Here is a 15,465-nt window from a genome sequence, read left to right as displayed (position 1 = left end):
CCGGCCGGACTGGAGAGCTGCAACTGCGGAGCGCTGAAGGCGGTCGCGGCAGTTGTGCTTGCTTCGCTGCCCTCACCACCGCTGCCATTGCCCGATGAAGCCGTGGCGCTCGCCTTGAGCACCTCGACCGACTCCGCCAGCGATTCCACCGCGGGCAACTTGCCTGCTTCCGTCTCGCCCTCGAATTTGGCATTGTGCTTCTGGGCGGTCTCCGCCAATTGCTTCTGCTTATCGACGCTGTCCGCCAGCTGCGAAAGCGCACCCCGCACATCCAGCTGCGCCCCCGAACTCTTCTCCGTAGACAACAACAATCCCTGACCGCCGCGAACGGCCGCGCTGTAGCGGGTCTTCAGCTCGAAGCCCTGACCGGTGGCGGCCAGGCGCTGATTGTCGGTCTGCTGGCGCAGCAGACCAAGATTCAGTTCGCTGGCACCGTCATGGCCATCCGCATGCTGTTGCAGCGAGGCACGCGACTGGCCGGGGGTATCGTCAAACACCAATTGGTTGTACGCGCCACCGCCGCTCTGGCTGGCACCCAATGCCTGTGTCTTGATACCGGAGAGCACCGCCGCATGCTGGTGCCCGTCCGTATCGCCAGGGAACCACGCCGGTGCATTGCCGGTGGCCGCACCTGCACCCTGCCCGGCCTGGTTGCCCTGGGCATTGTCCTGCCCGCGACCGTTGTACAGCGTGCCGATGACCACCGGCCGGTCGATGTCGCCTTCGATGAAGTCGATCAGGACTTCCTGCCCCACGCGCGGCACCGCTTGGCCACCCCAATTGGCGCCCGCCGTCGGCGCAATACCCGCCAGCACCCGAACCCAGGTGCCAGATTGTTCATTGGCTGGCGCGCCAACGTGACCTTCCGGTGCAGGAGAACTCAAGCCGCTGTGGCTGCGCTCGCCGCGCTGCCAATGGAATTGCACACGGATCCGGTTATCGCGGTCAGTGTGGACCGCTTGTCCCTGCGCGCCGACCACCACCGCCGTCTGCTGGCCGCTCGCCACCGGCTTGGGATGCAGACGCTTGCCCTCAGCATCCGTCAGCAGGGGACGATACGGAATCTTGTTGCGGATCGCCTCGAAACGATTGCGGTAAACCGGCCGCGCATCGCCGCGCGCAGGCTGCAAGGCGGCATTGAGCAGAGTGCTCGCACCAGCGCCCTCCTCCAGTGCGGCTTCGCCCAGCAGACGCATCGCCTCCGCCTTGAGATCCGCGTTCAGATTGTTGTGCGCCTGGTGAACCACCCGCAGCAGCGCGAACTCGTCATCCGCGCCACCGATATGGTCGTAGTGACCAGTGAGGGTAAAGCTGGTCGCGGGCCTGAGACTGCGCACCGTGCCCGTGCCGGTGAAGATTTCATTGCGCGCCTCGATGGCCTGCATCTGATTGCGCGCCTGGCGTTCGGCCTGCGCACGGTTCTCGTTGGCGTAGACGCCGGGCGCATCGCGCAGGGTCAATACCAGACCGCCCGGTGTTTCGCCCTGGCTGCCGTGGGCATCATCGCCACCGGTACTGCTCATGCTGCTGGCCTCTCGTACTGCGGCCTGGCGGTAGTCCCAGGTCAGGATCTCGACCGCATTGCTCTGCCAGCGGCGCACGCTGCGCCAGCGGTCAATACTGTCCTGCGACATCACCGCTCCCGGCTGGCTGAAGGCGATCCGGTCACGTGCATTGGGCTTGAAGCTGCCGTTGTGGTCAGCGATGACCACAGTGTGCGTTCCCAGGCTGGCGCTGCTCGGGTCGCCGGTGTGCTCGATGTAGTAGAACAGGCCTTCCTCGGCCAGCAGGCGTTCGACGAAAGCGAGATCGGTCTCCTGGTACTGCGTCGCCAGACTGCGCCTGGGGTAGACCGAGGCATCCTGCAAGTCCAGTCGCCAGGCGGGCTGCAGCTTGCCTTGTCCCTGGTAGTCACGGAAGACGGATTCGATGATGTCCGGCACCGTCATGTCCTGGAATACTGCACTGTCGCGCCGATGCCGCAGGAAGGCCAGCCACGGCTCGATGGTCAGCACGTAACGCGCCATGCCGCCATTCGCGCCTTCCATCCGGCAGTCGGTGACGTGGCCATGGAAGGCGCGCGGCGCACCATCGGTATCCAGCTCAACCAGCACCGGCTGCCCCAGCAGCTTGCGCAGGGAAATGCCGGCGTTCAGGCTGAGGCAGGAGAGCTGCAGGCGATAACCGGCGATGTCCACCTTGCCGTCCATCGCACCGCGCTCCTCCTGGAACGCACTGATCTGCTCGACGGCCTGCAATTTCTCGGCCATCAGCGTCTCAGCGCCCAGCTCCGCTCCTGCGGCCATGTACAGCCGCATCACCCGCGTGGATTGATTCCACGCCCCCGCCAGGGCGGCGATGGCCGAGGCAATCATGATTGCCCCGCCGTTGATCGGACAAGCTCAGCAGCGGGCGCTGCCGGGTGAAGGAGTGGAGAGGAACACGTCATGATCTTGAACGCTTCGTGAAGATTACTGGATGGTGTACTTGAAATCGCCCTTCTTGCTGGCCGAGACCTTGATGCGGCTGATGCCCTGCCCTTCGGCCATGCGCGCCAATACGCTTTCGGCGATCTCCGGCAAGAGGCTGCCGTTGAGGATGTTGTCCACATTGCGCGCGCCGGAATCAACCTCGGTGCAGCGCGCGAGCACGGCTTCGACCAGCGCCTTGTCGTAGCTGAACTCGGCCTTGTGGTTGCCGGCGATCCGCTTGGCGATGCGCGCCAGCTTGAGATGAATGATCTCGACCAGCACCTCATCGGCAATCGGGTAATACGGGATGACCTTGAGACGCCCCAGGAAAGCCGGCTTGAAGGCCTTGACCAGCTGGGGCCGGATCAGCGCATCGAGCTCATCCGGGGTGGGCAACTCTTCCGCAGTCTTGTTCAGGCACGCCTGCATCATCTGCGAGGAAGCGACATTGCTGGTGAGGATGATGATGGTGTTCTTGAAGTCGATCTCGCGGCCTTCGCCATCGTCCATCACACCCTTGTCGAAAACCTGGAAGAACAATTCCAGCACATCCGGGTGCGCCTTCTCCACCTCGTCGAGCAGCACCACGCTATACGGATTGCGCCGCACCGCCTCCGTCAGTACGCCGCCCTCGCCATAGCCGACATAACCCGGCGGCGAGCCCTTGAGGCCGGAGACGGTATGGGCCTCCTGGTATTCGCTCATGTTGATGGTGATCAGCTTGCGCTCACCGCCATACAGCACGTCGGCCAGTGCCAGCGCAGTCTCGGTCTTGCCGACGCCGGACGGTCCGACGAACAGGAACACGCCCTTGGGCTTGCCCGGATCATCCAGATTGGCGCGCGAGGTACGTACGCGTTGCGCGACAGCAGAGGTCGCCTGCGGCTGCCCGAGCACGCGCTCGCGCAGCAAGGCGTCCAGGCCCAGCACGGTCTTGATCTCGTCCTTGACCATCTTGCCCAGCGGGATGCCGGTCCAGCCGGCCACAATCTCGGCCACCACATGGCCATCCACCTGGACCGGCACCATGGGGGTCTCGCCCTGATGCTGCTTCAACTCGTCCAGCAACTGCTTCAGTTCGGCGCGCGCAGCATCGGCATCACCTGTGTTGCTACCTTCCTTGTTGGCGTCTTCCAGGGCGGCACGCGCCTGCTGGATGCGCTCATTCAAGCCACGCTCCTGCTCCCAGCGGGTCTGCAGATCGGCCTGTTCAGCCAGGGCAGCGGCGTGTTGCGCCTGCAATTCGGCCAATCGTGCCTGATGCTCGGAGCCGCTGGCGCTCTCGCGCTGCAGTGCGCCGATTTCGGCATCCAGACGCTCGATGCGCCGCATGACGCCCTCCAGCAGCGCCGGCGTGGCATTCTGTCCCAGCGCCACCTTGGCGCAGGCAGTATCGAGCACGCTGATGGCCTTGTCCGGCAGCTGGCGGCCGCTGATGTAGCGATGCGACAGGCGCACGGCTTCGGTGATCGCTTCGTCATACACGCGCACGCCAAAGTGCTTTTCCATGAGCGGGGCCATTGCCCGCAGCATGGCGCATGCCACTTCCTCGGTCGGCTCCTCGACCTTGATGACCTGGAAGCGGCGGGCCAACGCGGCATCCTTCTCAAAATACTTCTTGTATTCGCTCCAGGTCGTGGCGGCGATGGTGCGCAACTCGCCACGTGCCAGGGCCGGCTTGAGGAGGTTGGCGGCGTCGTTCTGTCCGGCCTGGCCACCGGCACCGATCATGGTGTGCGCCTCGTCGATGAAGAGAATGATGGGATGCGGACTCTTCTTGACCTCGTCGATCACGTTCTTGAGGCGATTCTCGAACTCGCCCTTGACGCTGGCACCGGCCTGCAGCAGGCCCATGTCCAGCGTATGGATCTCCACGCCCTGCAAGGGCTGCGGTACATCGCCCTGGGCGATGCGCAGGGCCAGGCCCTCCACCACGGCGGTCTTGCCCACGCCGGCCTCACCGGTCAGGATGGGATTGTTCTGGCGGCGGCGCAGCAGGATGTCGACCGCCTGGCGGATCTCGGCATCGCGTCCGATGACCGGGTCGATCTTGCCGTCACGGGCGCGCTGGGTCAGCTGGGTGGTGTACTGGTCCAGCGCCGGGGTCTTGCTGGCAGCGCGCTGCTGCAGTTCGCCCACGGGATCGCCGCCTGCGCTGTCCTCTTCACCCGGCTTGCCGCCGGCATCTGCCATCGCGGGCGCTTCCACCGAACCTTCGGTGAGTTTGTGCAGGTCATGCTTCAGTTCGTCGACCTTGAATTTGGCAAACAGCTTGGAACCGCGATAGGCCAATTGCGACAGCTCGCTCTGGGTCAGCAGCGCCAGGAGCAGGTGGCCGCTGCGGATGGCGGGATTGCCGCTGTCCAGCGAAGCGATCAGCCAGCCATGTTCGAACAAGGTCTGCAGGTGAGGAGACAGCACCGGGGTCCGGGTATTGCCGTTCTTGAAGGTGCCGATTTCGCGTTCGAGATCAGCCTGCAGACTGTCGAGACTGATGCCGCTACGTCGCGCGATCAGGCAAAAATCGGACTGCGGCTGCTCCAGCAGGGCCAGGAACAGGTGTTCCAGGTCCACTTCATACTGGCCGCGCGACATGCACAGCGTGGCTGCGCGTTCCGTGGCCAGGCGCGCGGACTCGTTGAGTTTGCTGATCAGGGATTTCAGGTTGATGCCCATGCTGCGTTTCCTTCCTGCTTTGAATGGCGACAGCCTTGGCGGCCATCTTGGTTTTTGTGGTTTTCTTTCACATCACTGAACGGCAATTTCGTAGCGGATATCGGCACGGTCCCTTGTTTCGGGCGCGGTGGCGATGAAGGTGTCCCAACCCAGGCGTCCTCCTTCATTTGTGCCCGCAAGCGCCATCCCGCGGACATCCTGCGCACGCAGCACCAGCTGCACTTCATATTCGAGTGTCGATCCGGTGAACATGCCCAACATGCGCGCCAAGGCCAGGGAGGCCTTCTTCCCTGGCAGGAACTGCTCGAAATCCTTCATCGCCAGCGGGCCGATACGCAGACGCATGCGCAGGTCGCGCTGCCAGACCCGCTCGCCGGCCATGGCCGTGCCGAGGGCCGAATTGGTCGAACCCAGCATGGTCTGGTGTTCGCGCGGCACCTTGTACCAGTAGCCGACGAACTGCTCGATCTGCAACGGCACCGAGAAATACTCGCCCAATACCTTCTGCATGTAGGGTGCCGAGGCGGGACGGTGGCGGAAGGCCCCCGCGAAGTGCGCCAGGGATTCGTCGCGGACACCGTTGCCCTCGATATCCTGCAGGCGCTCGCGCAATGAACGGAAACCGAGCCCGGACAAGGACAACAGCAACGGCAGGAAGGTATCGCGGCGGCCGTCTTCGTATTGAAAGGCCAGCCGGTACTTGCTCCACGCCTGATAGAACAGGGCGAGCGAACGCGTGGAAAAGGCATCCAGGAAAGCACGCGGACCTTCATCTCGCTGCTCGATCTGGTGACGGGCGATGCGCTCGGTGTAATGCGCAGGAAGCGAACCGCTGCCGCCCAGGAAGCCCATGAAGGTCGGCGTCAGCCGCACATACTTCATCTGCCCGCTGCGCAGTGCCTCTGCCATGTCAGCGACGGAGACAGTCTCGTCTTCGCGCGGCGGATAGGTCTCAATTCCCTCGATTTCGCTGGCAGGAAAACCGAGTACGGTGCGATTGGCAAAGCGCAGGAAATCACTGACCGCACGTTCATGCGGCACCCCGTTGCGCTTGAACCAGAGTTCGATCATGCGCACGGCCTGGAAAAACTGGAAGCGGTGAGGAGCGGCGAACAGCCGCTCGATCACGCTAGGCTCAAATCTCCGCTGCGTGGCCTGCATTTGAGCAGTTCCTCCCCGGTTCTTTTGGATATCACGGTCAACTGCGAAAAGCTGTTGGCGTGGACGTACAAACCCATGAAGCGATCGATCACGCCGGCAAAGGCGTGCAAGCCGCTGCCGACGAAACCTTCTTCATCCACAGTCAGCTTGACCTCGATGCCGCGCACCAGGCTGGCGAACGGATTGCCCGGCAACCATGCGGTGGTGGCTTTGTGATCGATGGCGGCGATGGCACTGATCTGACGTTGCGAAATGGGTGAATTGGATTGGTCGTAAAGCGTGAGCATCTCCTGGAAGGCTTCCAGCCCACCCCGCATGAGCGAGAGGTGATTCAGCGAGAGATGCGAGATAAGACGCCATTGCGCGCCGCGCCCACGCTCGAAGCGCGAAGGCAATGTCGGTTTGCGCAACAAGGCGGCGGTGCGGATCACGCCGCCACCTTCCAGACTCAAGTCTCCGCCCGGCAGGCCGTAGGTCAGCAAGGCAGGCAGGTCGCGGTTGGTGCAGGTCAGCTCGATGCTCAGGGTATCGGTCTCGACCTTGGCCGGATCGAAATCGATATCGACGATCGAGATCTCCGTTTCATATCCGGGGCTCTTCAGGGCGACCAATTCGTCACGGCGCATGGCCCAGTAGTGACCATCACTCTCGGGAGCCTGGCCGTGGCGCAGGGAATAGAAGGGGCGGAAACGCGTGATCGATTCGCCTTGCGGCGTCTGGCGCACCAGCTGGACCGAATCAATCGAGTAGACCTCGTAACCGAAGGCGCGACGCCCGTCGGGCAGGACCGGATACGAGGCACCCGCATGCGTCAGGCGGATCGGATCGCCCCGCTGGCTGAACAGGTTGATGACCGGTGTGCAGCCCAGCAGCAGATTGGCCGCGCTGACGCCGCCAAGCTGGCGGGCGATGTGCGAATCGGCGCGCAAGCCGGACAGGCCCAGGTGCAAGGTGAAGCTTTTGGTCCCGGCCGGCAGGACGGCGAGAATGGCCGACAGATCGATGTCGAAGAAATTGAATTTCTCGGGGAAGGCAAAATACTCGGTCAGCAAGCGATAAGCCGGATGCGATTGCGACGGGAAGTCGATCAGCGCGTCCTCTTCAGCGAACCCCACCTCGGCCAGCGGGACCTTGCGCAGCCCGGTCCAGCGGCCGCTGCGCGGCAGCTCGACCCAGGCAGCCGTGCTGCGCATGAAGAGGCTGTCACGCAGGGCGGCGCAGAACGAGGCCTCGCCATCGATGAAGACGCGCAGCGAGGCCAGGCCCAGCTTGGACAAGGTCACCTGCTCGGTGGTGGTCTCGATGGTGATGGACAGGGAGGATGTCACCGAAGTCGGCAGTACCACTGCCTCGGGCGCATCGATGATGGGAGAAAAGACCGCTTGCGCTAACCGGATGGGCGCGACCGGCACATCGTAAGCGCTCTGGAACCGGCAGATCACGCCCTTCACCGGCCGCGTGGATAGCGCCGTCCCGCGCGGGATGACGGTGGCGTTGGTCAGCTGCGCAGCCGAGGCTGCAGAGTCCATGCGCGCGATCGAGCAGGAGGGGAAAGGTCGCAGGTAATGCGGATAGAGGACCTCGAACAAGGCCTCGGTGAATTCGGGGTAGTCGTCATCAAGCCGCTTGGAGACCCGCGCGTTGAGCAGCGCATAGGACTGGATCATGCGCTCGATATGTGGATCCTCGCAGATCTCGCCGGCCATCAACAGGCTGCCTGCGATCTTGGGATAGCGCTCGGAGAACTCGCGGGAATAGCGCCGCAGGAAGCTCAGCTCACGCTCGTAATAGGGAAGCAGCTCTTGCACTTAGACTCCTATGCGCGTGGTTCGCGACTTGCTGATCGAATATTGCAGGGTGGACGGCTGCAGGACGGCGTCAAAATTGACGGTCTCGCGCGCCGCATTGACCACGAGCAAAGCACTGATGGCGAAATTGAGGCGGTTGATCGAACCTTCCTGGATCTCCAGCGTGGCCTTGACGTTGCGCAATCGCGGCTCATGCCGGGAGATGGCTTCTTCCAAGGAATGGCAGATGGCAGTGCGGTCATCCAGGCTGGCCAGGCTCATCCCGGCGAAATCATTGAGACCATAGGCGATGATGGAGGTGCTGCATTCGGGATATTGCTGCAGCAATTCCTCGGGTACGACGGAGCGCGTGTTGAGCATCGCTTCCAGATCGCGCGCGACGGCATCCTTGAGTTCTTCTAACGACAGGCGGCTGACGACAGGGCTGAAGGAGGAACGCGGTCCATCATTCATCAGCTTGTCAAACAGGCTGGGCGCGAAGCCTTTCATATGCTTTCCCCCGTCTGGTGATCGAATTATCGGGTGGGTGAATCGACTGGCCTGGCCGACCAATCAACGATCTTGATAGTGAATCACGCGGTGTTGAAAACGGAAGTCCGCCGGAGGACCGGCGGACGTCATACGCTTCATGAATGGCTGTTCTTTTGCCGACAGCTCATCCGTTCAGTGCAAGGTAGCCTCAGATGACCTTGTTGGTCGACAGATCCCAACCGCCCGAGGTATTGCCGGCGGTCCCGCCATCCTTCTTCTGCTGGGTGTACTTCCACTTGACGGTGGAGTACTTCAGGCCGACCACTTCATTCAGGATCTCGCCCGACTCGATGGACGGAGCGACGCTGCTGATCATGACGTTGGTCAGTTCGATTTCGAAATAACGGACGCGCTCGCCCTTGCCATCGGCGCGCATGAATTCGAACTTGGCCTTCGGGATGGTCTTGCCCGACGAAGAGTTTTGCAGCAGCAGCGGCGAAGCCAGGTCAGCGACCTTGGTGAACACGATGTCCTTGTGCTCGCAGCGCTCGGCGGTGTGGCCACCACCGGTCGATGCGGTTGCCGATTTCGGCTGCAGGACTTCCCAGTCAACGGTCTTGCACTCGATCCAATCCTTGTGCAGGTCATCAGTGGATTCACCCTTGATGCCGTCGATTTGCAGATAGACGTCAATTGCCATAACTTATCCTGTAAACATGAGGGAGGAAAAATAGTTAAGATTTACCTGCCTGCGGCAGCTCCGCAACCAGCCGGAGCGACACGGACAGTTCATCCAACTGAAAATGCGGACGCAAGAACGACACGGCGCGATAAACGCCTGGCCGTCCCGGCACTTCCGACACCTGTACCGAAGCTTCGCGCAGCGGGAATTGCGCTTTTGCTTCCTGCGTGGCGTTGTCATCCAGCAGCACGTATTGCGCGATCCAGCGATTGAGGAAGTCTTCGACGTTTGAAGCGGCAGCAAAGCTGCCGATCTTGTCCCGCATCATCGACTTCATGTAGTGAGCGATGCGCGAGACGGCAAAGATGTATTGCAACTGCGAGGACAGGACCGCATTGGCATTGGCCGCATCCGTGTTGTACTTCTTGGGCTTCTGAGCGGACTGGGCACCGAAGAAGGCGGCGTAATCCGTGTTCTTGCAGTGGACCAGCGAGATGAAGCCCAGATCCGACAGTTCTTTCTCGCGACGGTCGGTGATGGCGATCTCGGTGGGGCACTTGAGGGCGACTTCGCCTTCATCCGTCTTGAAGGTGTGGGTGGGCAGGTCCTCGACCAGGCCACCACCTTCCACGCCGCGAATGGCCGCGCACCAGCCGAAGTCCTCGAAGGCCTTGGTCAGCTTGCTGCCGAAGGCATAGGCGGCGTTGCACCACAGGTATTTGGAATGGTCGGTACCATCCACATCCTCGACGAAGTTGAAGCCTTCAACGGTGGTGCCATCCTTGGGATTGAACGGCAGACGGCCGAGGAAGCGCGGCAGGGTCAGGCCGACATAGCGCGAATCCTCGGATTCGCGGAAGGACTTCCACTTGGCGTATTCGACCGTGTCGAAGACCTTGGACAGGTCACGCGGCTTGCCCAGGTCGGCATAGCTCTCCAGGCCGAACAGCTCAGGCGATGCGGCGGTGATGAAGGGAGCGTGCGACGCAGCGGCGATGCGCGACATCTGCTCGATGAAGTACATATCTTCAGGCTGGCGCGTGATTTCGTAATCGCCCAGCAAGGCACCGAAAGGCGCGCCACCGAAGGTACCGAATTCTTCTTCATATACCTTCTTGAACATGGCGCTCTGGTCGAATTCCAGGGCCGAGTTGAAGTCCTTGACCAGTTCCTTCTTGGTGGCGTTGAGGATCTTGATCTTCTGATTCTCGCCAACGGTGGTGTTGCGCACCAGGTAGTTCAGGCCTGTCCAGCTGCCTTCGAGCTTCTGGAATTCGGGGGCATGCATGATGGCGCTGACCTGGTTCGAGATCAGATGATCCAGTTCGGCAATGCGGGCATCCAGGGTCGCCGACAGGTTGTCGGAGACGACCACCGTCCCTTCCATGACCTGGCTGACCAGTTCGGTAATCAGATCCTTGGCGCGGTCATGCTCGGAAGAGGACTTGGCGACCTTGCTTTGTTCGACGATGTCATCCAGAAGAGTGCTGGCGGCAGCGGCAGGCGCAGCACTTGCGGCAGCTTCGGTATTGGCTTGAGCGGACATGGGAATCTCTTTTACTTGTTGGTTTGCTTGCTGAGTTCGGCCAGCTTCTCGGTGCTGTTGAGCACGTCGCTGAGGATGTCTTCCAGCTTGTCGTTGCCGGCGATCTTGTTGCGCAGATCGGCCAGCTTGGTGCGGGCTTCCAGCAGCTTGCGCAGCGGCTCGACCTGCTGCACCACGGACTCGGGACGGAAGTCTTCCATCGAGCGGAACTTCAGTTCTACCGCGAATTCCCCGCCTTTGTCGGAGAGCTCATTGGAGACGCGATAAACCGCGCGCGGCTCGATGCCCTTCATGACTTCGTCGAAATTGTCGGGATCGATATTGATGAACTTCCGATCCTTCAGGCGCGGCTGCGGCACCTCCGAGTTGCCGCCAAAATCACCGACCACACCGGTGACGAAGGCCAGTTCCTTCTTCTCGATGGCGTCACCGATCTCGACGTCATACGTCATCTGCACGCGCGGGGGACGCACTTTCTGCAGTTTTTTCTGGATGCTTTCTCTTTTGGCCATGTTTGCTCCGCTGCTGTATTGAGTGAACGCCCCATTCGCCTGAGGCGGCTTGAAAAGCGGGGACAGCACAAGCTGCCCCCGCTGGCGCGCCTTACTTCAGATTGCCAAACGGATTGGGACCGCTGCCGCCGCCACTGCTGCCATTGCCGGCATCCGCATCTGCAGCCGGTGCAGGAGCCGCCTTGCGGGCTGCCTTGCCGCGCGGACGGGCCGCTGCAACAGGCTTGGCCGGAGCGGGCACCAAGGTGTTTTCGCCGAGGCTTTCACGCAGGATCTTGGTCAGGTCCTGTGCTTCGGTCTTGACCGAACCATTCAATGCATTTTGTGAGCGCAGATCCCCAAGGGACTTGGTGGCCAGACGCAGACCGGAGACGGTCACGATGCTGTTGGCGACCTTGTCGGCGGGATCACGCTTGAGGGCTTCCTGGGCGTTGACGATCGCATCACTGTAATCACCTGCATCGAAGCGGATCTGGGCGATACGCAGCCAGGGCGTCTTGTCAGCAGGGAAGCGGCTTGCCACTACCTTCAGCACCGACACGGCCTCGTCGGTCTTGCCTTCCGCCTGCGCGGTATTGGCCTGGGCCACTCCGCTTTCCAGCGTGTTCTTGGCCTCATCTTCCGGATTGGGCTTGCCCTGGGTATTGGCACAACCCGCCAACATCACCGCCAGCAACGCCGGAATGATCAGACCTGTCTTGAATTTGCTCGCACGCATTGGAAACCACTCCTTATATTTTTGACATTAAGAAAGCCTTGCACGACATCGCGCAAGCAAATTAGTCGGCACCGAAAAATTCCGGAGATTCCTGATTTTTAGACTGCAAATGAGATGCGACGGCAGTTTTCTGGCGAAATTGATGCTTCTGGAAACCGCACTTTTTCACTACACCACGTTCTAATCACGACTATCAGGTTGTTGCCCGACTTAATAGTTTTAAGTAATTTGAACTTAAGCTCGTCCAAATGTATCGCATAGACCTTCAAGGGAAAATGCAGTTCCACAATCTGTAAAGACTTCCTAAAATTTTTTCGGCTCGCGAGAAATCGCTCATCAGAAATCCAATAAACCGCACGGGGCAGCGTTGAAAAACCGATTGATTAATCACCTGACAACTGGAGTTGTCATTTTTTCTCTATCCGGCTGCGCCGCCGTCGGCGCGGCCTCCGGGGTCGCACAGGCCGCCAAGTCCACGCTGGAGGCACTCGGCCTGAAGAAGCCGGACACGCCGGAACTCCCCGACGCCCAGAAGCAGCCGCGTACCGTGCCGATCAAGCTGCATGCGTCCAAGGCGCTCAATGTCGATCCACAGCAGCGGCCGCTGGCCCTGGTGGTAAAAATTTATAAGCTCAAGCAGAACATTAGTTTCCAACAGGCGTCATATGACACGTTCCTGAGTGCGCAAAAAGAAAAGGAAGCCTTGGGAGCTGACCTGCTGGAGGTCAAGGAAGTCACGCTGGTACCGGGCCAGCGCTATGAAATTTCCGAAAAGGTCAGTTATGAAGCCGGCTACATCGGTGTCGTGGCGCTGTTCGTCAATCCGGCACCGCAGCGCTGGCGTGTCGTCTTCAAGGCCGATGAAGCGGAGAAGAATGGCATTACCGTCGGCCTGCAATCCTGCTCATTGACAGTGGGTGCGGGGGCGGTGGCCATCGATATGCAGGGCAAGCCGCTGGAAAAGAATCTGATGCTGGCACCGGTTCAGTGTCATTGAAATTCAAACAACAATTCGCAGGACATCGCGACATGACAATCATCACGACGGGGCAATCCAAGTGAATCACTCCAACAAAGTCCTCTGGGGCGAAGGTCTTTTCCTCCGGCCACAGCATTTCCAGCGCCAGGATCATTATCACGAAACACGCCTGCACCAGACCGCGCTGGCGCTCAATCCCTACTGCTGGGGCATCTCCTCCCTGCAGGTGGACCGCGATGCCCTGAACAACAATACGCTGCGCATCCTCGAACTGTCGGCCATCTTCCAGGACGGGGAGATCTACAAGGCACCGGATGGCGACGATCTGCCCGATCCCATCGAACTGACCGAAATTCCGCTATCCCAACAATCCGTCACCTTCTATGCCGCCCTGCCGGCACTGAAGAGCTTCGGCAGCAATTTCGCCTCGGGTACCGGCAATCATCAGTCCAGTCGCTACATTCAAGACAACATCGAGACGCCGGATCTTTTCACCGATGCTGCCAAGGCGGAGATGAGCTATTTGAAGAAGGCTGTGCGGCTGGTCTCCGAGAACGAACCGCGCGACTCCCTGGTATGCATTCCGATCGTGCGCTTGCGCCGCGCAAGCTCATCAGGATTCGAACTGGATCCCGATTTCGTCGCCCCCAGCCTGTCGGTGCATGCGGCGCCCTTGCTGTTCCTGCGCCTGCGCCGCCTGCTGGATGCGTTGCAGGCCAAGGTCAGCGCGCTCTACGGACATCATCGCGAACCCAGCAAGAGCGTGGTGGAGTTCCGATCGGGTGACATCACCTCCTTCTGGCTGCTGCATACGGCCAGCACCGCTTACGCCAGCCTCTCGCACTATCTGAACAATCCCCTGCTGCATCCCGAGCGCCTGTATGAACAATTGCTCGGGCTGGCCGGCTCGCTGATGACCTTCTCGCGCAGCCTGGCGCTGGCGGACCTGCCGCCGTATGACCATCGTGATCCTGGTCCGCCGTTTGCGCGGCTCGATGGCATCATCCGCGAGCTGCTCGATACCGTCATCTCGTCACGCTATTTCGCCATCGCCCTGCACGAGAGCAAGCCGTCGTATCACATGGGCATGCTGGACTCGGGCAAGATCGACGAGAAGACCAGTTTCTACCTGGCCGTCAACGCCGACCTGCCGGCCATCGAGCTGGTGGATGTGGTACCGCTGCGCTTCAAGATCGGCGCGCCCGAGGATGTGGAGAAATTCGTGCTGGCCGCACTGCCCGGCGTGAAGCTGGTGCACTCGCCGCAAGTGCCGGCTGCCCTGCCCGTGCGCCCCGATACCTATTACTTCACATTGGAAAGCAAGGGTGCCATGTATGAGCGCATGCTGCAGGCGCAATCGATCTGCATTTATGTACCTTCCGGTATCCGTGACCTCAAACTCGAACTCCTGGCGGTGACGCAATGAACATGACTTCGGCCCCTTCCCTGCTCGATCAGGACCATCTCCCCCCGGCCCAGATGGCCGCCGCGCCGGTCAATGCGCGTTCGCTGCTGGATCTGATGTATGACGGTTTCTACGCGCTCTTCATGCTCAAGAATGGCAGCGCACCGGTGGATGAAGCTTCCTTCTCGGTGAAGATGCAGAAATTCCTGGGCGATGTGGAACGCAATGCGAAGAAACTCGACGTCTCCCCGGAAGATGTCTACGCCGCCAAATACGCGTTCTGCGCCTCGGTCGATGAAATCATCCTGCGCTCCGGCTTCGGCATCCGCGACGCCTGGGAGCGCCGTCCGCTGCAGCTGACCATGTTCGGCGATCAACTGGCAGGTGAAAATTTCTTCAAGCAGCTGGAAGACCTGCGGGTCCGCGGCAATGCGCACATCCAGGCGCTGGAAGTGTTTCACATGTGCCTGTTGCTGGGTTTCCAGGGCAAGTACGCGCTGGAAGGTCCGGAGAAACTGAATTATCTGACTGCACGGCTGGGGGACGAAATCGCCCATCTCAAGGGCAAGAGCGCCGGCTTCGCGCCACATTGGGCGCGGCCTGACGCCATCGTCAACAAGCTGCGCAATGACGTGCCGCTGTGGGTGGTGGCTTCGCTGTTTGCCTTCATCGCCCTGTTCGCCTACCTCGGCTTGAACTGGATGCTGACCAGCGGCACGGAGAACGGACTAGCCGGCTATTCCGATATCGTCAAGCTGGCACCGCGTACCGCTAACCTGACCATCACCCTGCCCTGAACGCGATCTCTCCCCTGATAGTCTTGGAAGGCCACACAGATGAATCTGCCTTTTCCCGATTCACTTTCCAGCGTCATCAACCAACTCTTCGGCCCTGGCCTGTCGCAACACGCGCGCCTGATCACGCTCGCCAGCGCCCAGGAAGCTGGATTGCCCGAATCCCTGGTCGTGGAGCGCTTCCACGGCCAGGAAAGTGTCAATGACAACTTCCAGTTCGACATCGATGCCCTTTCGGTTTC

Annotated in this window: 13 protein-coding genes; 4 read left to right on the top strand and 9 right to left on the bottom strand. The window is 60.9% G+C overall.

Annotated features, from left to right (window positions below; genetic code table 11):
* The 9 genes from B3873_RS26160 to B3873_RS26120 all read right to left on the bottom strand — a co-directional run.
* On the bottom strand, positions 1–2,375 hold a 2,375-nt coding region (locus B3873_RS26160), incomplete at its 3' end, for a type VI secretion system Vgr family protein (RefSeq protein ID WP_286870025.1).
* 96 nt (positions 2,376–2,471) lie between these two features.
* Positions 2,472–5,147 (bottom strand): type VI secretion system ATPase TssH, encoded by a 2,676-nt coding sequence (gene tssH / locus B3873_RS26155; RefSeq protein ID WP_286870024.1) that lies wholly within the window; start codon positions 5,145–5,147, stop codon positions 2,472–2,474.
* Positions 5,148–5,219: 72 nt separating this feature from the next.
* Positions 5,220–6,308 carry a type VI secretion system baseplate subunit TssG gene (gene tssG, locus B3873_RS26150; RefSeq protein WP_286870023.1) on the bottom strand — a complete coding sequence of 363 codons (1,089 nt, stop codon included), beginning with the start codon at positions 6,306–6,308 and terminating at the stop codon, positions 5,220–5,222.
* Positions 6,272–8,116 (bottom strand): type VI secretion system baseplate subunit TssF, encoded by a 1,845-nt coding sequence (gene tssF / locus B3873_RS26145; RefSeq protein WP_039783887.1) that lies wholly within the window; start codon positions 8,114–8,116, stop codon positions 6,272–6,274. Before tssF ends, tssG begins: the two co-directional genes overlap by 37 nt.
* Complete coding sequence (gene tssE, locus B3873_RS26140; protein ID WP_039783885.1) at positions 8,117–8,605, bottom strand: type VI secretion system baseplate subunit TssE; 489 nt, start codon at positions 8,603–8,605, stop codon at positions 8,117–8,119.
* A 190-nt stretch (positions 8,606–8,795) separates the two neighbouring features.
* Positions 8,796–9,287 (bottom strand): Hcp family type VI secretion system effector, encoded by a 492-nt coding sequence (locus B3873_RS26135; RefSeq protein ID WP_034330822.1) that lies wholly within the window; start codon positions 9,285–9,287, stop codon positions 8,796–8,798.
* Positions 9,288–9,321: 34 nt separating this feature from the next.
* Positions 9,322–10,815, bottom strand: a complete 1,494-nt coding sequence (gene tssC, locus B3873_RS26130) for a type VI secretion system contractile sheath large subunit (RefSeq protein WP_034330820.1) — start codon at positions 10,813–10,815, stop codon at positions 9,322–9,324.
* 11 nt (positions 10,816–10,826) lie between these two features.
* Positions 10,827–11,327, bottom strand: a complete 501-nt coding sequence (gene tssB / locus B3873_RS26125; RefSeq protein WP_034330819.1) for a type VI secretion system contractile sheath small subunit — start codon at positions 11,325–11,327, stop codon at positions 10,827–10,829.
* A 91-nt stretch (positions 11,328–11,418) separates the two neighbouring features.
* Entirely contained in the window at positions 11,419–12,045 is a 627-nt protein-coding gene (locus tag B3873_RS26120; protein ID WP_209535260.1) for a tetratricopeptide repeat protein, read from the bottom strand.
* 367 nt (positions 12,046–12,412) lie between these two features.
* Here B3873_RS26120 and tssJ point away from each other — a divergent pair, with 367 nt between their 5' ends.
* The 4 genes from tssJ to B3873_RS26100 all read left to right on the top strand — a co-directional run.
* A complete protein-coding gene (tssJ, locus tag B3873_RS26115; RefSeq protein ID WP_287019335.1) occupies positions 12,413–13,042 on the top strand; it encodes a type VI secretion system lipoprotein TssJ in 630 nt (209 codons plus the stop codon).
* A gap of 61 nt (positions 13,043–13,103) precedes the next feature.
* Positions 13,104–14,450, top strand: a complete 1,347-nt coding sequence (tssK, locus tag B3873_RS26110) for a type VI secretion system baseplate subunit TssK (RefSeq protein ID WP_039783881.1) — start codon at positions 13,104–13,106, stop codon at positions 14,448–14,450.
* A 2-nt stretch (positions 14,451–14,452) separates the two neighbouring features.
* The gene (gene icmH, locus B3873_RS26105) at positions 14,453–15,226 is read left to right on the top strand and encodes a type IVB secretion system protein IcmH/DotU (protein WP_414651574.1); all 774 of its coding nucleotides are present in this window, start codon (positions 14,453–14,455) and stop codon (positions 15,224–15,226) included.
* 39 nt (positions 15,227–15,265) lie between these two features.
* Positions 15,266–15,465: hypothetical protein (locus B3873_RS26100; RefSeq protein ID WP_286870014.1), on the top strand; the 200-nt coding region annotated here is incomplete at its 3' end.

The organism is Herbaspirillum sp. UBA812, assembly GCF_002296545.1.
Taxonomy (GTDB): domain Bacteria; phylum Pseudomonadota; class Gammaproteobacteria; order Burkholderiales; family Burkholderiaceae_D; genus Herbaspirillum; species Herbaspirillum huttiense.
Note: the sequence above shows the minus strand (reverse complement) of the source record. Positions and strands in the feature narration are given on the sequence as shown.